19 protein-coding genes and 1 riboswitch are annotated in these 18531 nt (G+C 71.8%); of the genes, 13 read left to right on the top strand and 6 right to left on the bottom strand.

Annotation, left to right across the window (positions count from 1 at the left end; translation table 11 throughout):
* Positions 1-134 precede the first annotated feature (134 nt).
* Together ACWGJM_RS03025 and ACWGJM_RS03020 are read left to right on the top strand one after the other, a co-directional pair.
* Complete coding sequence (locus ACWGJM_RS03025; RefSeq protein WP_453409912.1) at positions 135-923, top strand: carbon-nitrogen hydrolase family protein; 789 nt, start codon at positions 135-137, stop codon at positions 921-923.
* Positions 924-977: 54 nt separating this feature from the next.
* On the top strand, positions 978-2675 hold the full coding sequence (locus tag ACWGJM_RS03020) for a flavin monoamine oxidase family protein (protein WP_453409911.1): 1698 nt from the start codon (positions 978-980) through the stop codon (positions 2673-2675).
* A 7-nt stretch (positions 2676-2682) separates the two neighbouring features.
* Here ACWGJM_RS03020 and ACWGJM_RS03015 read toward each other — a convergent pair whose 3' ends face one another.
* Positions 2683-3612, bottom strand: coding sequence for an LLM class F420-dependent oxidoreductase (locus ACWGJM_RS03015; RefSeq protein ID WP_453409910.1), 930 nt, complete (start codon positions 3610-3612; stop codon positions 2683-2685).
* 89 nt (positions 3613-3701) lie between these two features.
* Complete coding sequence (locus ACWGJM_RS03010; protein WP_453409909.1) at positions 3702-4388, bottom strand: DUF5995 family protein; 687 nt, start codon at positions 4386-4388, stop codon at positions 3702-3704.
* A gap of 224 nt (positions 4389-4612) precedes the next feature.
* On the opposite strand from ACWGJM_RS03010, the gene ACWGJM_RS03005 reads away from it, so the two are divergent.
* Entirely contained in the window at positions 4613-5056 is a 444-nt protein-coding gene (locus ACWGJM_RS03005) for a hypothetical protein (RefSeq protein ID WP_453409908.1), read from the top strand.
* Here ACWGJM_RS03005 and ACWGJM_RS03000 read toward each other — a convergent pair.
* Positions 5014-6414 carry a uracil-xanthine permease family protein gene (locus ACWGJM_RS03000; RefSeq protein ID WP_453409907.1) on the bottom strand — a complete coding sequence of 467 codons (1401 nt, stop codon included), beginning with the start codon at positions 6412-6414 and terminating at the stop codon, positions 5014-5016. The genes ACWGJM_RS03005 and ACWGJM_RS03000 overlap by 43 nt on opposite strands.
* 123 nt (positions 6415-6537) lie before the next feature.
* Between ACWGJM_RS03000 and ACWGJM_RS02995 the strand changes: the two genes are divergently transcribed.
* On the top strand, positions 6538-7803 hold the full coding sequence (locus ACWGJM_RS02995) for an alginate lyase family protein (protein ID WP_453409906.1): 1266 nt from the start codon (positions 6538-6540) through the stop codon (positions 7801-7803).
* Positions 7804-7912: 109 nt separating this feature from the next.
* Positions 7913-8371 (top strand): acyl-CoA thioesterase, encoded by a 459-nt coding sequence (locus tag ACWGJM_RS02990; RefSeq protein ID WP_453409905.1) that lies wholly within the window; start codon positions 7913-7915, stop codon positions 8369-8371.
* On the opposite strand, the gene ACWGJM_RS02985 is transcribed toward ACWGJM_RS02990, so the two are convergent.
* On the bottom strand, positions 8331-9560 hold the full coding sequence (locus ACWGJM_RS02985; RefSeq protein ID WP_453409904.1) for an MFS transporter: 1230 nt from the start codon (positions 9558-9560) through the stop codon (positions 8331-8333). The genes ACWGJM_RS02990 and ACWGJM_RS02985 overlap by 41 nt on opposite strands.
* A gap of 124 nt (positions 9561-9684) precedes the next feature.
* Here ACWGJM_RS02985 and ACWGJM_RS02980 point away from each other — a divergent pair, with 124 nt between their 5' ends.
* Complete coding sequence (locus ACWGJM_RS02980; RefSeq protein ID WP_453409903.1) at positions 9685-10890, top strand: ROK family transcriptional regulator; 1206 nt, start codon at positions 9685-9687, stop codon at positions 10888-10890.
* Between the two features lie 436 nt (positions 10891-11326).
* On the opposite strand, the gene ACWGJM_RS02975 is transcribed toward ACWGJM_RS02980, so the two are convergent.
* Positions 11327-12082: an SDR family oxidoreductase gene (locus ACWGJM_RS02975; RefSeq protein ID WP_453409902.1), complete on the bottom strand. Its 756-nt coding sequence runs from the start codon at positions 12080-12082 to the stop codon at positions 11327-11329.
* Positions 12083-12187: 105 nt separating this feature from the next.
* A complete protein-coding gene (locus ACWGJM_RS02970; protein WP_453409901.1) occupies positions 12188-13075 on the bottom strand; it encodes an RNA polymerase sigma-70 factor in 888 nt (295 codons plus the stop codon).
* 199 nt (positions 13076-13274) lie between these two features.
* A riboswitch (FMN riboswitch) is annotated at positions 13275-13405 on the top strand.
* A gap of 155 nt (positions 13406-13560) precedes the next feature.
* Here ACWGJM_RS02970 and ACWGJM_RS02965 point away from each other — a divergent pair.
* From ACWGJM_RS02965 to ACWGJM_RS02935, 7 genes are read left to right on the top strand one after another with little or no spacing between them, the layout of a single operon-like run.
* Positions 13561-14166, top strand: a complete 606-nt coding sequence (locus tag ACWGJM_RS02965) for a riboflavin synthase (protein ID WP_361804923.1) — start codon at positions 13561-13563, stop codon at positions 14164-14166.
* Complete coding sequence (gene pnuC / locus ACWGJM_RS02960; protein ID WP_453409900.1) at positions 14163-14813, top strand: nicotinamide riboside transporter PnuC; 651 nt, start codon at positions 14163-14165, stop codon at positions 14811-14813. Before ACWGJM_RS02965 ends, pnuC begins: the two co-directional genes overlap by 4 nt.
* Entirely contained in the window at positions 14810-16147 is a 1338-nt protein-coding gene (locus tag ACWGJM_RS02955; RefSeq protein ID WP_453409899.1) for a bifunctional 3,4-dihydroxy-2-butanone-4-phosphate synthase/GTP cyclohydrolase II, read from the top strand. Before pnuC ends, ACWGJM_RS02955 begins: the two co-directional genes overlap by 4 nt.
* Before the next feature lie 21 nt (positions 16148-16168).
* Positions 16169-16654 (top strand): 6,7-dimethyl-8-ribityllumazine synthase, encoded by a 486-nt coding sequence (gene ribH / locus ACWGJM_RS02950; protein WP_453409898.1) that lies wholly within the window; start codon positions 16169-16171, stop codon positions 16652-16654.
* Between the two features lie 34 nt (positions 16655-16688).
* Positions 16689-16961, top strand: a complete 273-nt coding sequence (locus tag ACWGJM_RS02945) for a phosphoribosyl-ATP diphosphatase (protein WP_360975984.1) — start codon at positions 16689-16691, stop codon at positions 16959-16961.
* A gap of 49 nt (positions 16962-17010) precedes the next feature.
* Positions 17011-17859 (top strand): ATP phosphoribosyltransferase, encoded by an 849-nt coding sequence (gene hisG / locus ACWGJM_RS02940; protein ID WP_453409897.1) that lies wholly within the window; start codon positions 17011-17013, stop codon positions 17857-17859.
* A gap of 32 nt (positions 17860-17891) precedes the next feature.
* Positions 17892-18347 (top strand): PH domain-containing protein, encoded by a 456-nt coding sequence (locus ACWGJM_RS02935; RefSeq protein ID WP_453409896.1) that lies wholly within the window; start codon positions 17892-17894, stop codon positions 18345-18347.
* The last annotated feature ends 184 nt before the right edge of the window (positions 18348-18531 follow it).

Genomic DNA, 18531 nt, shown 5'->3' with positions numbered 1-18531 from the left:
AATCGCCGCCCGGCCCGTGGTGCGCGCAACGAACCGCTCACCGGCGCGCAACGGCTTCTTCTTGTCCGGCCGAGCCCGGCGACCGTACCGTCTAATTGACCCCAGGACCCCCTCTGCCCCGGTGAGGACCACGCATGCGCACCGCCCTGCTCCAGAGCTCCGGCCGCCCCGGCTTCCCCGCCGAGAACCTCAAGGTCCTCGACGCCGCCGCCGGCCGTGCCGCCGCCGCGGGTGCCGAGCTGCTGGCCGCGCCGGAGATGTTCCTCACCGGGTACGCGATCGGCGACGCCATCGAGCGCCTGGCCGAGCCCGCCGACGGCGCGGCGGCGGACGCGATCGCGGAGCTGGCCGCCCGGCACGGCCTGGCGATCACCTACGGCTACCCCGAACGGGACGGCGACACGGTCTACAACTCCGCCCAGCTGATCTCCGCCGACGGCACCCGCCTCGCGAACTACCGCAAGACGCACCTCTTCGGCTGCTCCGAGCGCGACCACTTCACCCCGGGCGAGCAGTCGCTCGTCCAGGCCCGGCTGGGCGGCCTGACCGTAGGCATCATGATCTGCTACGACGTCGAGTTCCCGGAGAACGCGCGCGCCCACGCCCTGGCCGGCACCGACCTGCTCGTCGTGCCGACGGCGAACATGCACCCGTTCCAGTTCGTCGCCGAGGCCATGGTGCCGGTGCGTGCCTGGGAGAACCAGATGTACGTCGCGTACGTCAACAGGGTCGGCGCCGAGGGCGAGTTCGAGTTCTTCGGGCTCTCCGCCCTCGCCGGCCCCGACGGCATCGCCCGCACCCGCGCCGGCCGCGGCGAGGAGTTGGTGGTCGCCGACGTCGACCCCGCCTTCCTGGCCGCCTCCCGTGAGGCGAACCCGTACCTGAAGGACCGGCGTCCCGGTCTGTACGGGTCCCTCGTCTGAGCCGCCGGAAAAGCCTCCCCCTGTTTCACCTCTCGCGCAAGGAGTCCGTACCCCATGACGTCCACGGTGCCCAACGCCGTCGAGCACGCAGACGAGCAGCAGCCGCCGATCACCATGTTCGGTCCGGACTTCCCCTACGCCTATGACGACTTCCTCGCCCACCCGGCGGGCCTCGGCCAGATCCCGGCGACCGAGCACGGCGCCGAGGTGGCGGTCATCGGCGGCGGCCTGTCCGGCATCGTGGCCGCCTACGAGCTGATGAAGATGGGCCTCAAGCCCGTCGTCTACGAGGCCGACCAGCTCGGCGGCCGGCTGCGGACGGTCGGCTTCGAGGGCTGTGACCCGTCGCTGACCGCCGAGATGGGCGCGATGCGCTTCCCGCCGTCCTCCACCGCCCTCCAGCACTACATCGACCTGGTGGGCCTGGAGACCCAGCCCTTCCCCAACCCCCTTGCGGAGGCGACGCCCTCGACCGTCGTCGACCTCAAGGGCGAGTCGCACTACGCCGAGACGATCGACGACCTGCCGCAGGTCTACCGCGATGTCGCCGACGCCTGGAACACGTGCCTGGAGGAGGGCGCCGACTTCTCCGACATGAACCGCGCCCTGCGCGAGCGGGACGTGCCGCGCATCCGCGAGATCTGGGCGAAGCTGGTCGAGAAGCTGGACAACCAGACCTTCTACGGATTCCTCTGCGACTCCGAGGCCTTCAAGTCCTTCCGCCACCGCGAGATCTTCGGCCAGGTCGGCTTCGGCACCGGCGGCTGGGACACCGACTTCCCCAACTCCATCCTGGAGATCCTGCGGGTCGTCTACACCGAGGCCGACGACCACCACCGCGGCATCGTCGGCGGCTCCCAGCAGCTCCCGCTGCGGCTGTGGCAGCGCGAGCCGGAGAAGATCGTCCACTGGCCGCACGGCACCTCGCTGGCGTCCCTGCACGTGGACGGCGAGCCCCGCCCGGCCGTGACCCGGCTGCACCGCACCGCGGGCAACCAGATCACGGTGACGGACGCGAACGGTGACATCCGCACGTACAAGGCGGCGGTCTTCACCGCCCAGTCCTGGATGCTGCTGTCGAAGATCGCCTGCGACGACTCGCTCTTCCCGATCGACCACTGGACGGCGATCGAGCGCACCCACTACATGGAGTCCTCGAAGCTCTTTGTGCCCGTGGACCGGCCGTTCTGGCTGGACAAGGATGAGGAGACCGGCCGGGACGTCATGTCGATGACGCTCACCGACCGGATGACCCGCGGCACCTACCTCCTCGACGACGGCCCGGACAAGCCCGCCGTCATCTGCCTCTCCTACACCTGGTGCGACGACAGCCTGAAGTGGCTGCCGCTGTCCGCGAACGAGCGGATGGAGGTCATGCTGAAGTCGCTCGGCGAGATCTACCCGAAGGTCGACATCCGGAAGCACATCATCGGCAACCCGGTGACCGTCTCCTGGGAGAACGAGCCCTACTTCATGGGCGCGTTCAAGGCCAACCTGCCCGGCCACTACCGTTACCAGAGGCGCCTGTTCACGCACTTCATGCAGGACCGGCTGCCCGAGGACAAGCGGGGCGTCTTCCTCGCCGGCGACGACATCTCCTGGACGGCCGGCTGGGCCGAGGGCGCAATCCAGACCGCGCTGAACGCGGTGTGGGGCGTCATGCACCACCTCGGCGGCGCCACCGACCCGGGCAACCCCGGTCCCGGTGACGTCTACGACGAGATCGCCCCTGTCGAACTCCCGGAGGACTGACCGGCGTTCACACCCCCGCCGCGCGCGCCTTCTCGTAGACCTCCGCGGCGACGTCCTTGAGCTCCTGGGCGTCCCGTGTGCCGTGCTGGAGGTCGATGAAGATCTCGTCGAGACCGACCTCGGCGTGCGCGGCCAGGTCCTCCACGATCTGGTCGACGCTGCCCTGGAAGGGCCGCCGGTCCGCCCCGTCGTAGCCCTGCGCCTGGTACTCCGCGTTGGTGCGCAGAACCGTCTGGATCGGTTCGGTGCGCCCACGTTCTGCGGCCAGCTCCTGGAGGTCGCGCCACTGTGCGGCGAGGGTGTCGGCACCCATGCCCGCCGGCATCCAGCCGTCGGCGTGGTCGACGAGGCGGCGCTTGGCCTTCCCGGCGCCGGCCGCCAGCAGGATCGGGATGGGCCGGGCCGGCTTGGGACCGACCACGGCCGGGGCGATCTTCGTGATCCGCCCGCCGTACGACACCGGGTCCGGGCCCCAGACCGCGCGGCACACCTCGATCAGCTCGTCCAGGACCTGCCCGCGCTCCTCGAAGGGCCGTACCGACGCGGCCGCGTACTCGTCGAACGACCAGCCGGTGCCGAGGCCCGCCACCACCCGGCCGCCGCTGGCCGCGTCCAGGGTGGCGAGGGCCTTGGCCAGCTGGAACGGCACGTGCAGCGGGGCGACCAGCACGCTGGTGCCCAGCCGCGCCCGCTCGGTCGCCGCGGCGGCGAGGGTGAGGGTGACCAGCGGCTCGGCGACACCGCGGTAGCCGTCCGGCCAGGGGAGGCCCTCGATGCCGTACAGGCCCTGCGTGGCGGGATCGGGGACGAGGAGCCGCTCGTACACCCACAGGCTCTCGTAGCCGATCCGCTCGGCGGTGCGCGCCACGTCGGGCACGTCCCGCCCGAGGTCGTACTGCTTGTTCTGGGGAAGGCCGAGTCCGAGCCGCGTCGCCATACCCTGCGCTCCTTTGCAGAAGGTCGGTTGGTGTCGAACGTACAACGTTCACACAGGAGTTGAGGGCGCGAAGCCCCCGCGTGGCCGGATCAGTCCGGTAGCGGCGTGAGCAGCATGCGGCCCGCGAAGCCGACGGCCGAGTCCAGGCGGTCGGTGAATTCCTCGGCCAGGTCCTCGAACCGGCGCAGCGCCCACAGCGCCCGCGCGGCCGACCAGGTGGCGTCCCGGGCGCGCTCCAGGCTCCAGGAGCCCAGCAGATGGGTGAGCGGGTCGGCGATCTGGAGCAGGTCGGGGCCCGGCATCAGATCCTCGCGGATGCGCTCCTCCAGCGTCACGAGGAGGTCGCCCACGCGGTCGAACTCGTCCTCCAGGTCGGCCGGTTCGCAGCCGAGGGCACGACAGGTGTCCACGACGGCCAGCGCCAGGTCGTGCCCGATGTGCGCGTTGATGCCCGCGAGGGCGAACTGAAGCGGTCGTACGCCGGGGTGGCGGCGGAGCTGGAACAGCGGCCGCCAGCAGGCCGGCGGACGGCGGTCGTCCGCGACCGCGTCGACCGCGGCGAGATACCGCTCGGCGAACCGCACGTCCAGCGCGGTCGCGGCCCGTGCGTCCGCGAACGCCCCGGTGTGCAGGCGTCGTTCGACCTCCTCGGTGACGGCCAGGTAGACGCGGTTGAACACCGCGATCCCGTCGCGCGCGGGCAGGGTGCCGTCCAGGGCGCGCATGCGGGAGACGACGGTCTCGACGGAGGGGGTGAGGTGTTTCAACGGCGCCATGGGGGAAGGGTCCCAGCCCCGGACCGACGGGGGAGCCGACGGGCCCGGCGCTTCCCCGGAACGGGGGAACGCGGGCGCTTTTGGGGAAGGCGGGAACAGCACCCTGTCAGGCTTACGCGCCCGGCCTCCGGCCGCCCGCGGGGCCCGGCGCCCACACGCCCTTCGCCGCGCCGCGATGGCGGCGGTGGCCTGGGCCGTGGTCGCCGGGGGCCACGGTGACGGGGGTGGTCGCGGCTTTCGGTGACGGGCGCCATGCCGCCGATGCCGGCCGTCGTCCGGTTCGCCGGCTGTGCCCTGGCGACCATGGCGGTCCGGTCGCGACCGCGATGGCGGCGGTGGCCTGGGCCGTGGTCGCCGGGGGCATGGTGAGGGGGATGGTCGCGGCGTTCGAGGACGGACACCGCGCCGCCGACGCCGGGTCCAGGGCCGAGGCGGGCGCCGCGCCGGCCCTCGGCGCGCTCATCGGGTCCCGCGCCGCCGACGAGGGCCGCCGTCCGGTTCGCCGACTGCGCCTCGGCGGTCATCGAGGCCCGCGTTCGGGCGCGGCGGGGCCTTCCGGGGCTGTGGCCCGCCTCCCCGCGTACGGCGCATGGACCGACGCCTCCGCCCGGCTCGCGCCTGGGGCTCACGCCTCCAGTTCGGTGCGGGCCGCCGCGTCCTCGTCGTAGGACGACGTGCCCTCGTCCAGCAGTGGCTCCTGCGGCTTGAGGTGGGCGGGGGCGAAGGCCCGCAGGGCGTGGTAGCCGGTGATGGTGACCAGCGTGCCGAGTGCGATGCCGCTGAGCGAGAAGGTGTCGGTGAACTTCATCGTCACGTTGCCGACGCCGATGATGATGCCCGCGGCGGCGGGGACGAGGTTGAGCGGATTGCGCAGGTCGACCCCGGCATTGGTCCAGATCTGGGCGCCGAGCAGGCCGATCATGCCGTACAGGATGACGGTGATGCCGCCGAGCACACCGCCCGGGACGGCGGCGACGACCGCGCCGAACTTCGGGCAGACGCCGAAGAGCACCGCGAAGCCCGCGGCAGCCCAGTAGGCGGCCGTCGAGTACACCCGGGTCGCGGCCATCACGCCGATGTTCTCGGAGTACGTGGTGTTGGGCGGGCCGCCCACGGCGGTGGACAGCATCGACGCGACGCCGTCGGCCGAGATCGCCGTGCCCAGCTTGTCGTCCAGCCGGTGGCCGGTCATCTCGCCGACCGCCTTGACGTGCCCGGCGTTCTCCGCGACCAGGGCGATGACGACCGGCAGGGCGACGAGGATGGCCGACCACTGGAAGGACGGCCCGTGGAACGACGGCAGCCCGATCCAGTCGGCCTTGCCGACACCGGAGAGGTCGAGGCGCCAGTGGTCGGTGACCTTGCCGCTCGCGTCCACCGAGTGGATCTTGCCGAAGATCCGGTCGCAGGCCCAGGAGAGGCCGTATCCGAAGACCAGCCCCAGGAAGATCGCGACCCGGGACCAGAAGCCGCGCAGCCCGACGACGGCCAGACCGGTGAAGAGCATCACCAGCAGGGCGGTCCACTGGTCCTGCGGCCAGTAGGTGGAGGCGGTCACCGGGGCCAGGTTGAAGCCGATCAGCATGACGACCGCGCCGGTGACGATCGGCGGCATCGTGGCGTGGATGATCCGCGCCCCGAAGCGCTGCACCGCCAGCCCCGCCAGGAACAGCGCCGCGCCGACGACGAAGACCGCGCCGGTCACGGTCGCGCTCGTGCCCCCCTGCGCCCGGATCACCGCGGCCACGCCCACGAAGGACAGCGAGCAGCCGAGATAGCTCGGCACCCGGCCGCGTGTGGCGAGCAGGAAGATCACGGTCGCGACGCCGGACATCATGATCGCCAGATTGGGGTCGAGGCCCATCAGAACGGGGGCGACGAAGGACGCCCCGAACATCGCGACCACATGCTGGGCGCCGAGGCCCACCGTGCGCGGCCAGGACAGCCGTTCGTCGGGGCGTACGACCGCTCCGGGCACGGGCGTGCGCCCGTCACCGTGCAGCTTCCAGCGGACGCCGAGGTCCATGGTGAGGCTTCGCTTTCCTAGTACGTGAAGTCGGTCCGGACCATTGTCACGGGTAGCTGGCGGTTCTACGCTCACACGGTCCTACTCATGAACTGCGTTCACATACTTGATCGGAGTGTCTTGATGAGTGGAAGATCCGGATTCCGTGCGGCCGTGCTGTCGGCGGCCGCGGCGACCTTCGCCGCCGTGCTCGTACCCGTCGCCCACGCGGCACCCGAGGTGCCCCGGACGGTGGTCCTCGACGGCACGCGCCTCCAGCAGACCCGGGCCCTCCTGGACCATGGCGACCCGCGGCTCGGGCGTGCGCTCAAGGCCCTGACTGCCCGCGCCGACGCCTGGCTCGGCCAGGGGCCCTGGACGGTCGTCGACAAACCGAAGCCGGCGCCCGGCGGCGACGTCCACGACTACCTGAGCCAGGCCCCGTACTGGTGGCCCACCACGGCCCCCACCGCCGACAACCCCTGGGGGTGCCCCTACGTCCAGCGCGACGGACAGCGGAACCCGGAGGTCGACAGCGGCACGGACCGGCAGGACGTCGAGAAGGTCTTCGACTCCACGTACGACCTCTCCCTGGCCTGGTACTACACCGGCAGGCGGAGCTACGCCGAGAAGGCCGTGCAGATCCTGCGCACCTGGTTCCTCGCTCCGGCCACCCGGATGAACCCGAACCTGAACCATGCCCAGTTCATCCCGTGCAAGTATGACGGCCGGGCCATCGGCATCATCGACTTCTCGCAGTCCTACACCAGCGTCCTCGACGCACAGGCGGTCCTCGCCGCGGGCGCCCCCGGCTGGACCGCGAAGGACCGGTCTGCGATGGGGAAGTGGAACTCCGACTTCCGTGACTGGCTGAAGGGCAGCGACTTCGGCGCGCAGGAGGGGGCCGCCGCCAACAACCACGGCACGTTCTACGACATGCAGCTCGCCGCCCTCGCCTGCGCGACCGGCGACAAGGCCCTGGCGCGCCGGACCGTCCTCGACGCGCGCGCCAAGCGGATCGACCCGCAGATCGCCGCCGACGGCAGCCAGCCGCAGGAGCTCGCGCGCACCCGGAGCTGGCACTATTCGACCTTCGACCTGGTCGCCTACACCCGGCTCGCGGCCATCGGACGCCATGTCGGCGTGAATCTGTGGGGCTACCGGGGGCCCGAGGGGCAGGGCCTGTTCAAGGCGGTCGACTACCTTCTCCCCGCCGCCACCGGGGCCGCCGCCTGGGCGCACCCCGAGCTGGAGTTCTACCGGTACGCGGCGAGCGACGTCGTGCACGCCGCCGCCGACGCCGGGGACCAGGCGGCCCAGAAGGCCGTGCCCGAGCTTCAGGCCCCGCCCGGCGGGGACCTCTGGGCGCTGCGGCCCGCCGCCGAGCAGCTGGACTCGATAGCGGGCTGACCGCCCCGGACGGGGCTGCTGAGCGCTCGCTTAGGATGAGGGCCCAAGTGTCCTCAGGGGTCCGGGTTTCCCGCACCACCCCGTCCAGCCACGCTCAGGAGCCCCACCCGTGACCGCCGAAGCCCCGCCCGTCCCCGCCCTGTCGTACGGCCGGCTGATCCCCGTCACCGTCCACTTCGACGACCTGGACGCGCTCGGTCTGCTGCACAACGCCCGCTACCCGCTGCTGGCCGAGCGCGCCTGGACCGAGCTGTGGCAGGCCCACGGCGTCCGCTTCGACGGGGACTGGGTGGCCGCCGGGGACGCCTGCAACGCCGTCAAGGAGCTGCGGATCACCTACGAGGCACCGGTGACCAGCCCGGGCACCTACGCCGTCCACCTCTGGCTGGAACGGCTCGGCACCACCGGACTGACGTACGGCTTCCGCTTCTGCTCGGCCGACGGGACGGTCACCTACGCGCACGGCACCCGGGTCCTGGTCCGGCTGGACGCGGCCACGCTGCGCCCCACCGCCTGGACCGACGGCTTCAGGGCTGTCGGTCGGGAACTGCTGCGACCCGCGGACTGACCTCCGGCGAGTTCCGCCGGCCGCCGCCCAGCACCCCCGCGAAGACGGCGAGGCCGCAGGCCAGCGCCGTCACCAGGCAGAACGACACCACCAGGCTGGTCGCCTGCGCCACCCCGCCGATCAGGCTGGGCGCGATCAGGCCCGATGTGTACGTGATGGTCGCCACGCCCGCGATCGCCTGACTGGGGTTCGGGCCGCTGTGGCCGGCCGCGGCGAAGCACAGCGGGACGACGACCGCGATCCCGAGACCCATCAGCGCGAACCCGGTCATCGCCACCGCCGGATGCCGCGCGACGACGATCAGCAGGCCGCCGAGGACGGCGAGGACGCCGCCGGCGCGGACCGTGCGGACCGCCCCGAAGCGGTTGACCACCGCGTCCCCGGCGATCCGGGCCACCGCCATGGTCAGCATGAACCCGGTCGTCGACGCCGCCGCCAGACCGGCCGAGCTGTCCAGCCGGTCGCGCAGGAAGACCGCCGACCAGTCGAGGCTCGCGCCCTCCGCGAACACCGCGCAGAAGCCCACCGCGCCGATCAGCAGCGCCGACCTGGGCGGCAGCGCGAACCGCGGCGGGGGCTCCTCGTCCTCGGCGGGCTGCACGTCCAGCACCCAGCCGCACGCCAGCACGCCGAGCAGCGTGAGCGTGACCGAAGCGGACGCGAAGTGCAGGCGGGCGTCCGAGCCGAGGTGCGCGGCGAGCGTGCCGGCGGCCGAGCCGACCAGGGCGCCGGCACTCCACATGCCGTGCAGCCCGGACATGATCGACTTGTCCAGCCGGCGCTCCACCTCCACGCCGAGGGCGTTCATCGCGACGTCGGCCGTGCCGGCGGTCGCTCCGTAGACGAACATCGCCAGGCACAGCGTGTACAGGTTGGGGGCGAGGGACGGCAGGATCAGGGCCAGTGTCCACAGCGCGATCAGGCCGCGCAGCGCGGTACGGCTGCCGAAGCGGTGGCTGATCCGGCCGGCCAGCGGCATCGCGCAGGAGGCGCCGAACGCCGTGAAGGCCAGCGCGAACCCGAGCTGCCCCGTGCTCAGCGAGGCGTGGTCCTGGATCCAGGGCACGCGGGTGGCGAAGGAACCGGTGACGGCGCCGTGCACGGCGAAGACGGCCGCCACGGCGTACCGGGCGCGCCTGGCCGTTCGCCGGTCGTCCTGCTCGGTGACAGCGCTGGTCACGTGACTCATGTTCCGATCCCTCCCTGGTCGGACGCACCCCGCCATTGCACCGCCGTAAACTATCAGGGTCCCTGCCTGATAGATAGCGGCTTTCCACGCCATCCGATCCCGCGGATCTGGGAGGATTCCGGTCATGCCCGCATCACCGAGCACCGCCCGGGCCATCAACGACCGGCTCGCCCTGCGGCTGCTTCAGCAGGAAGGCCCGCTGACGGCGGGGCAGTTGAAGCAGCTGACCGGACTGTCCCGGCCGACGGTCGCCGACCTCGTCGAACGCCTCACGGCCTCCGGCCTGATCACGGTGGTCGGGGAGTCGGGCGAACAGCGCCGGGGCCCGAACGCCCGGCTGTACGGCATCGTCGCCGACCGGGCCCACCTGGCGGCGCTCGACGTCCGCACCGAGAGCGTCTCCGTGCTGGTGTCCGACCTGCTCGGCCGGGTGCTCGCCGAGGCCTCCGTGCCGATCGGCGGGGACGCCGGGACCGGACCGGTCGAAGAGCAGGCGGTGGAGCAGGCGGTGGCGCTGGTGGAGCGGGCGGTGAAGGAGGCCGGGGCCGACCGGCTGCACACCGTCGGCATCGGCGCGCCCGGTCTGATCGACCCCGGTACGGGTGAACTGCGGAACTCGGCGGGGCTGCCCGGCTGGCACCGCAGTCTGGTCGCCGCGCTCCAGGAGGGCTTTCCGGAGGCCCGCGTCAGCGTCGAGAACGAGACCAACCTCGCCGCCCTGGCCGAGCAGCGGGAGGGTGCCGCCCGGGACCGGGACACCTTCGTCCTGCTCTGGCTCGGCCACAGCCCCGGCGCGGCCGTCGTCCTCGACGGCACCCTCCGCCGGGGCGCCTCCGGCGGCACGGGCGAGATCGGCTTCCTGCCGGTCCCGGGCACGGCCGTGCTGCCCACGGCGACCGACTGCTCGGGCGGCTTCCACTCCCTGGTCGGGGCGGCGGCCGTCGCCGAACTGGCAGGGGAGTACGGGCTGTCGGGGACCGGCGAGGAGGAGGCCGGCGCGGCCGGCGCGGTACGGGAGGCGGCGGCCGTCGGCCGGGACGGACCTCCGGCAGCCGGCCCTTTCCTCGACGCCCTTGCCGGCCGTATCGCCCTCGGCGTCGCCTCCGTCGTCGCCATCCTGGACCCGGGGTGCGTGGTCCTCGGCGGCGAGGTCGGCCAGGCCGGGGGCGAGGCGCTCGCCGCGCGCGTGGCGGAACACATCGGCCGGATGTCACCCCTGCCCACCGTGGTGCGCGCGAGCGGCCTGGGCGGCACGGCGGTACTCCGCGGGGCCCTGCTGACGGCCCGGGAACGCGCCCAGGACGAACTGTTCGCACCGCCGGGGCGGTAGCCCGCCGGGCTCGGCACGGCACCGGGGCACCCGCCGGTGCCGGCCCGCCGGGGCGTCTCGGATGGTGGCGACCGGGAGCGTCGGCGTGCCGGGTCTGTCCCGGACGGGGAGTCAGCAGCGGTGGTTCCCCGTGCGGGGCCCGCGCGCTCACCGCCGGAGTGCGGGTCCGTGGAGCCGCTCCCCGGCGCGGCTCACCGCGGAGCCGCGCCGCGCGGGGCACCGGACCGCAAGCAGGGCCGAGCACGCCGGACGTGGCCATCTCAGGCCCGATCACTGAGCGACTCCAGCCTCGTACCACCGGAGTGCTGGACCGCCGGCCGGCCCCCGCGTGCGCGCCGTGAGAAGGCCGGCCCCCCGATCCGCGCCCGCCTGGATGCCAACCGCGGGCGCCCCAGCCCGCCGAGGCTCCGCCGAATCCAAGCCGACGGCGCGCGCCCTAGCCCGCCGAGCCGTCCGCGAACCGCCGCCCCAGGTACTCCTCGAACGTGCCCTTGCCCACCGCTCCCTGTGGTGTGAGGTGGCCACCCTCGCGGAAGGCGTGGAAGGTCTTGCCGGGGAGGGAGAGGTTCATGGTGGGGCGTCGCCGGCCCGTCGCCTTCAGGTAGGCGCGGGCCAGCGACTGGAACGAGCGCACCTCGGGGCCGCCCATGTCGGACACCCGCCCCGCTGGTGCCCCGGCCGCCAACTCAGCCAGGCGCGCGGCGACTTCCGCCACCTCGATCGGCTGGTCGGAGACCCCGGAGGGGAGAAGCAGCACGGGCGGCTTGGCCAGCGTCTCGAGCAGTTGCGCGACCAGGTCGTGGAACTGCGTCGTCCGGAGCACGGTCCAGCCCAGACCCGACTCCTCGATCAGCCGTTCGACGGCGAGCTTCGCCTTGTAGTAGCCGAGCGGCACCCGGTCGACGCCCACGATGGAGATGTACACAAGATGACCCACCCCCGTCCGGCGGGCCGCCGCGATCAGGTTCGCCGCCGCCCGCTCGTCACCGCCGCGCGGCGTGCTCGCGCAGTGCACGACGGTGTCGGCGCCCGCCACGGCCGCGTCCAGTCCCCGCCCGCCTTCGCGCAGATCGACGGCGTACGGCTGGGCGCGGCGGCTGAGCACCCGCACCTCGTGCCCGTCCGCCCGCAGCCGCTCCGTGACGGGCCGGCCCAGGGTTCCGGTACCGCCGGTCACCAGGATCGTGGTCATGCTGTCTTCCGTTCTTCCGGACACCGGACGCCGCCGGGTGGGGCGCCCCTCAGCAGCTGAGACCACGCGACCCCCGTACGACGTGACAGCCCTCGGCGGCGTACTTCACGAGCGCGCCAGCTGACGCCGTACGAAGAGCAGCTTGTCCGGGTTCAGAATGGCCTGCATCTGCGTGACGAGTCCGTCGTGGAACTCGAAGGAGACCGTGCCGATGAGCAGGTCGCCCGCCCAGACGGCCAGCGCGCTGTCGCCGTTGACCTCGGCCACCGTGAGCTCGGTGCCCCCGGGGGACCGTCGGGTGATGCCGGCCAGGAAGCGGAGGACCTTCTCCCGTCCCTCGATCGGCCGCAGGGCGGCCCTGACCTTGCCGCCCCCGTCGCTCCACCAGGTCACATCGGCCGCGAGCAGTTTCTCCAGCCCGGCCAGATCGCCGTCGCGGGCCGCGGCGACGAACGAGGAGACGAGTTCCTCCCGGCGCTCGGGCGAGGGCTGGAAGCGGTCCTCCGGCACGGCCACCCGGTGCGCCGCCCGCCGGTAGAGCTGGCGGCAGTTGGCCTCGCTCAGGTCCAGCACGCCGGCGATCTCCCGGTGTCCGTATCCGAACGCCTCCCGCAGTACGTACACCGCCCGCTCGGTCGGCGTCAGCCGCTCCAGCATGACCATCAGCGCCATCGACAGGTCGTCCCGCCGCTCCGCGGACTCCAGCGGTCCCAGAGTGCCGTCGGAGGTGGCCACCGGCTCCGGCAGCCAGGGGCCCACGTACTGCTCGCGCCGTGCCCGGGCCGAAGTGAGCCGGGTGAGGCAGAGGTTGGTGACGACCTTGGCCAGCCAGGCCGCCGGATGCTCGATGTCCGCGCGGTCGGCACGGCTGTAGCGCAGATAGGCGTCCTGGACCGTGTCCTCGGCCTCCTCGGCCGAGCCGAGCATCCGGTAGGCCAGGCCGAACAATCGCGGGCGGTGGGCTTCGAACACGTCGGTGAACGATGCGGTCATACGGCCACCCTGCCAGAGCGCGACCCGGCGGCGGGCAAGGGCCGTCGTCACCACCGCCGGGCCCGACCGAACCCTAAAAGGACTAGACCAGAGCGTCAATAGTATGGACCGACAGCGGTTCGGTGGCCTGTGAGCCACTCCACATTGATCACCCGCATGGGTGACGGTCGGGCGTGGCAGACTGGCCCTGTACCAGAAGCAGCGCACTCCGGGGTCGGTGAAAGTCCGAACCGGCGGTTACAGTCCGCGACCCGGTCGCTTCCAGCGACCGGTTGACCAGGTGAAATTCCTGGACCGACGGTTAAAGTCCGGATGGGAGGCAGTGCGCGGCGGGCGGGCATGCACGTGTGCGCGCCGCCGTCTGGGCTCGTCCGTAACGGGCGGGTCCCGTCCGGCGTAGGCGTTCCCGGTGTGCTCGACCGTTCATTCTGTCGTCATCGACAGCCCCGGAGTCCGTGCCCGAATGAGGCAGGAGGACCCGGGAAGTGTTCACCGGAATCGTCGAAGAGCTGGGTGAGGTCACCGCCGTCGAGAACCTCGGCGACGCCTCCCGCTTCCGGCTGCGCGGCCCCGTCGTGACCGAGGGTGCGAAGCACGGCGACTCCATCGCCGTCAACGGAGTCTGTCTCACCGTCGTCGACCACGAGGGCGACGAGTTCACCGCCGACGTCATGGCCGAGACCCTCGACCGCTCCAGCCTGGGCGCCCTCTCCGCCGGATCCCGGGTGAACCTCGAGCGCCCCACCGCGGTGGGCGCCCGCCTCGGCGGCCACATCGTGCAGGGGCACGTCGACGGAACCGGACAGGTCCTGGAGCGCAAGCCCTCCGACAACTGGGAGATCATCAAGATCTCGCTCCCCGCGGACCTCTCGCGCTACGTCGTGGAGAAGGGCTCCATCACCGTCGACGGCATCAGCCTCACCGTCGTGGACGCCGGCCCGGACTACTTCACCGTCAGCCTCATCCCCACCACCCTCGCCCTGACCACGCTCGGCCTCAAGCAGCCCGGCGACCCGGTCAACCTCGAGGTCGACATCGTCGCCAAGTACGTCGAGCGACTGCTGGCGGCGGGTCAGGGGGCCGGGCGGTGAACGGGCTGAACTCCGAGGCGTTCACCCTCCTCGGCCAGCACATCCTCTGGTCGGACATGATCGGCAACATCCTCGGCCTGATCGCCCTGGCACTCGGCTGGCGACGCTCGCTGTGGACCTGGCCGGTCCAGTTCCTGTCCGGTCTCGTCCTCTTCGGAGCCTTCTACGGTCATCTGACCGGAAGCGCCGGCAAGCAGGCCGTGGTCATGGCGGTCGCCTTGTACGGCTGGTGGCAGTGGAACCGCAACAAGGGCCGGGCCGAAGACGGCGGCGACGGTCACATCGTCCCGCGCTTCGCCACCTGGCCCGAGCGCGCCGCCATGCTCGGCGCCGCCGCCGTCGGCACGGTCGCGGTCGCCCTGCTCTTCAAGGCCTACCCGTCCCTGTCCTGGGACCCCTGGCCGGACGCCTACATCTTCGTCGGCACCATCGTCGCCATGTACGCCCAGGCGCGCGGCATGGTCGAGTTCTGGTTCGCCTGGCTCCTCGTCGACCTCGTCGGCGTGCCCCTGAACTTCGCCAACGGCTACGCCTTCTCCGGCTTCGTCTACGTCATCTACGGCGCGCTCGTCCTGTGGGGCATGCGCGACTGGTGGCTGCGCTCCCGCCAGGGCTCGCGGCCCGCTCTGGAAGGAGCACCCGCATGACAGCGGCACCGATCCTGTACAGCACGGACGGCTTCGAGGACTTCGCGCTCGACCCGGTCGAGCAGGCCATCGCCGACATCGCGGCCGGGCGTCCGGTCGTGGTCGTCGACGACGAGGACCGGGAGAACGAGGGCGACCTCGTCGTCGCCGCCGAGAAGGCGACGCCCGAGATCGTCGCCTTCATGATGAGCGAGTGCCGCGGACTGATCTGCGCCCCCATGGAGGGCGAGGAGCTGGACCGGCTGCGGCTGCCCCAGATGGTCGATGACAACACCGAGTCGATGAAGACGGCGTTCACCGTCTCCGTGGACGCCTCCGCCGCGCACGGCGTGACCACCGGCATCTCCGCCTCCGACCGGGCCACCACGCTCCAGCTGCTGGCGAGCGGCGACGCCGGACCCACCGACTTCGTCCGCCCCGGCCACGTCTTCCCGCTGCGCGCCAGGCCCGGTGGCGTCCTGGTCCGCGACGGCCACACCGAGGCCGCCGTCGACCTCGCCCGGCTCGCGGGGCTCCGCCCGGCCGGCGCCATCGTCGAGATCGCCGGCGAGGACGGCCGTATGCTCCGGCTGCCCGAGCTGATCCCGTTCGCCCGCAAGCACGGTCTGACGATCATCTCCATCGAGGACCTGATCACCTACCGCCGCAGCTCCGAGCCCACCGTCCGGCGCGAGGCCGAGACCCGGCTGCCCACCGCCCACGGCACCTTCACCGCGTACGGCTACCGCTCCGCCGTCGACGGCGTCGAGCACGTCGCCCTGGTCCACGGCGACCTCCGCGACGGCGAGGACGTCCTGGTCCGGATCCACTCCGAATGCCTCACCGGCGACGTGTTCGGCTCCCTGCGCTGCGACTGCGGCCCCCAGCTGGACACCTCGCTCGAGCGGATCCAGGCCGAGGGCCGGGGAGTCGTGGTCTATCTGCGCGGGCACGAGGGCCGCGGCATCGGGCTGCTGTCCAAGCTGCGGGCGTACGAGCTCCAGGAACAGGGGCACGACACCCTCGACGCCAACCTCGAACTCGGCCTGCCCGCCGACGCCCGCGACTACGGCGCCGGCGCGCAGATCCTCACGGACCTCGGCGTCCGCAGCCTGCGCCTGATGACCAACAACCCCGAGAAGACCGAGGCGCTGCTGCGCCACGGCCTCAAGGTCACCGGCCGCGAGCCGATGCCCGTACAGGCGGGCGAACACAACCTCCGCTACCTGCGCACCAAGCGCGACCGGATGGGCCACGACCTGCCCTGGCTGGACACGCCCGCCGTGCCGGCCTCCACGGCCGCGTCCGCGGCAGCATCTGTGGCCGCGTCCGCGGCCACCTGTGGCAACCAGTAAGAGAAAGCACTTAGGAGAGACGTGAGCGGCAAGGGTGCACCGGAACTGTCCGTACGCAACGCGAGCGACCTCAGGGTCGCGGTCGTCGCGGCGCAGTGGCACGACAAGGTGATGGACGGTCTGGTCGACGGCGCCCTGCGCGCCCTCGGTGAGCTGGGGATCGACGAGCCCACGCTGATCCGGGTCCCCGGCAGCTTCGAGCTTCCGGTGGCCGCGAAGGTCCTGGCCGGACGCGGCTACGACGCGGTCGTCGCCCTCGGTGTCGTCATCCGCGGCGGCACCCCCCACTTCGACTATGTGTGCCAGGGCGTCACCCAGGGCCTCACCCAGGTCTCCGTGGAGACCGGAGTCCCCATCGGCTTCGGCGTGCTGACCTGCGACACCGAGGAGCAGGCTCTGGACCGGGCCGGTCTCGCCGGCTCGAACGAGGACAAGGGGCACGAGGCCGTGACCGCCGCGGTGGCGACCGCGGTCACGCTTCGCTCAGTATCTGAACCGTGGCACTAGGTCGTGCGGCACACCGCGTAGAGTGGGCGCCACCATGTCCAAGAAGACGTTCGAGGAGCTCTTCACCGAGCTCCAGCACAAGGCCGCCCACGGCGACCCCGCCACCTCCCGCACCGCAGAGCTGGTCGGCAAGGGTGTCCATGCCATCGGCAAGAAGGTCGTCGAGGAGGCCGCCGAGGTCTGGATGGCCGCCGAGTACGAGGGCAAGGAGGCGGCCGCCGAGGAGATCTCGCAGCTGCTCTACCACGTCCAGGTGATGATGGTCGCCCGCGGGATCTCCCTGGACGAGGTCTACGCCCACCTCTGAGCCGCACCGCACACCTGTCCGAACAGAACGAGCAAAGGAAGCCGACCTCATGCTGCGCATCGCCGTCCCCAACAAGGGTTCACTGTCCGGCCCTGCGGCGGAGATGCTGCATGAGGCCGGCTACCAGCAGCGCCGCGAGTCCAAGGAACTGCGCATCGTCGACCCGGAGAACGAGGTCGAGTTCTTCTACCTCCGCCCCCGCGACATCGCGATCTACGTCTCCTCCGGCCGCCTCGACATCGGCATCACCGGCCGCGACCTGCTGATCGACTCCGGCGCCAACGCCGAGGAGATCCTCCCGCTCGGCTTCGCCCGCTCCACCTTCCGCTTCGCCTCCAAGCCGGGCACCGCGAACGGCATCGAGGACCTGACGGGCAGGACGGTCGCCACCTCCTACGAGGGCATCGTCGCCAAGCACCTCGCTGACAGCGGCGTCGACGCCTCCGTCGTCCACCTCGACGGTGCCGTGGAGACCGCGATCGAGCTGGGCGTGGCCGAAGTCATCGCGGACGTCGTCGAAACGGGCACCAGCCTGCGCAACGCGGGCCTCGAGGTCTTCGGCGAGCCGATCATGAAGTCCGAGGCGATCGTCATCCGCCGGGCCGGCTCCGACAGCGAAGAGCCCAAGGTGCAGCAGTTCCTGCGCCGCCTCCAGGGCGTCCTGGTGGCGCGGACCTACGTGATGATGGACTACGACTGCCGCGTAGAGCAGCTCGAGAAGGCCGTCGCGCTCACGCCGGGCCTGGAGTCCCCGACCGTCTCCCCGCTGCACAACGAGGGCTGGGTCGCCGTCCGTGCCATGGTCCCGGCCAAGGAGGCCCAGCGGATCATGGACGACCTGTACGAGATCGGCGCCCGGGCCATCCTGACCACCGCGATCCACGCCTGCCGTCTCTGACCGGCAGGAGAGGCAAGCAGGGGTAAGCAGAGATGTCCGACCTTCCCGACCTTCCCGTCACCTTCCGGCCGGGACACACCCGCGTGATCCTGCTCACCGCGGGATTGGCGATCTTCGTGGTGATCTCGGGGATCGCGATGCTGCTGGAGCACCTCGGTCCGGGGGAGCGGCTCAGCTTCGTCCTCACCGGCGCGCTCCTCTTCGGCGTGCTGGCCCAGCTCGCCCGGGTGAAGGTCGTCGCCGACGACACCGGCGTCACCGTGGTCAACATCGCGAGCAAACGGCGCCTGGACTGGGCGGAAATCCTCCAGGTGAACCTCCGTCCGGGCGATCCCTGGGTGTTCCTCAACCTCAGCGACGGCACCAGCCTGCCCGCGCTCGGCATCCAGCCGGGCATCGCCAAGCAGCGTGCCATCGCCGACGCGCGTACCCTCCGGGCGCTCGCCGAGGCCCGCTCGACGGCCCACGTCACTGAAGATCAGGGCTGACTCGGGGAGCTCGACCCTGCCGTATCGGCCCGTGTCTTGATTAATCTGGTGACGGAGGCGTTTTCGCTGCGCCCCCACCCCTGCGTGCCGCCCGGCGCACAGGGGTTCCTGCTACCCGAGGAGTGACTCCCTCCGGCGATGGACGGATCGTCCTGTAGTACCTGCGCCGCCCCCTCCCGACATA

The organism is Streptomyces sp. NPDC054834 (assembly GCF_053611185.1).
This window is presented reverse-complemented; position numbering and strand designations above follow the sequence as displayed.

Coding starts and splice junctions, on each gene's coding strand:
- ACWGJM_RS02970 (WP_453409901.1), bottom strand. CDS start 13,075: ATGACCGCATCGTTCACCGACGTGTTCGAAGCCCACCGCCCGCGATTG.
- ACWGJM_RS02955 (WP_453409899.1), top strand. CDS start 14,810: ATGACAGCGGCACCGATCCTGTACAGCACGGACGGCTTCGAGGACTTC.
- ACWGJM_RS02985 (WP_453409904.1), bottom strand. CDS start 9,560: ATGAGTCACGTGACCAGCGCTGTCACCGAGCAGGACGACCGGCGAACG.
- ACWGJM_RS02945 (WP_360975984.1), top strand. CDS start 16,689: ATGTCCAAGAAGACGTTCGAGGAGCTCTTCACCGAGCTCCAGCACAAG.
- ACWGJM_RS03020 (WP_453409911.1), top strand. CDS start 978: ATGACGTCCACGGTGCCCAACGCCGTCGAGCACGCAGACGAGCAGCAG.
- ACWGJM_RS02975 (WP_453409902.1), bottom strand. CDS start 12,082: ATGACCACGATCCTGGTGACCGGCGGTACCGGAACCCTGGGCCGGCCC.
- ACWGJM_RS02935 (WP_453409896.1), top strand. CDS start 17,892: ATGTCCGACCTTCCCGACCTTCCCGTCACCTTCCGGCCGGGACACACC.
- hisG (WP_453409897.1), top strand. CDS start 17,011: ATGCTGCGCATCGCCGTCCCCAACAAGGGTTCACTGTCCGGCCCTGCG.
- ACWGJM_RS03000 (WP_453409907.1), bottom strand. CDS start 6,414: ATGGACCTCGGCGTCCGCTGGAAGCTGCACGGTGACGGGCGCACGCCC.
- ACWGJM_RS03015 (WP_453409910.1), bottom strand. CDS start 3,612: ATGGCGACGCGGCTCGGACTCGGCCTTCCCCAGAACAAGCAGTACGAC.
- ACWGJM_RS03010 (WP_453409909.1), bottom strand. CDS start 4,388: ATGGCGCCGTTGAAACACCTCACCCCCTCCGTCGAGACCGTCGTCTCC.
- ACWGJM_RS02980 (WP_453409903.1), top strand. CDS start 9,685: ATGCCCGCATCACCGAGCACCGCCCGGGCCATCAACGACCGGCTCGCC.
- ACWGJM_RS02995 (WP_453409906.1), top strand. CDS start 6,538: ATGAGTGGAAGATCCGGATTCCGTGCGGCCGTGCTGTCGGCGGCCGCG.
- ACWGJM_RS03025 (WP_453409912.1), top strand. CDS start 135: ATGCGCACCGCCCTGCTCCAGAGCTCCGGCCGCCCCGGCTTCCCCGCC.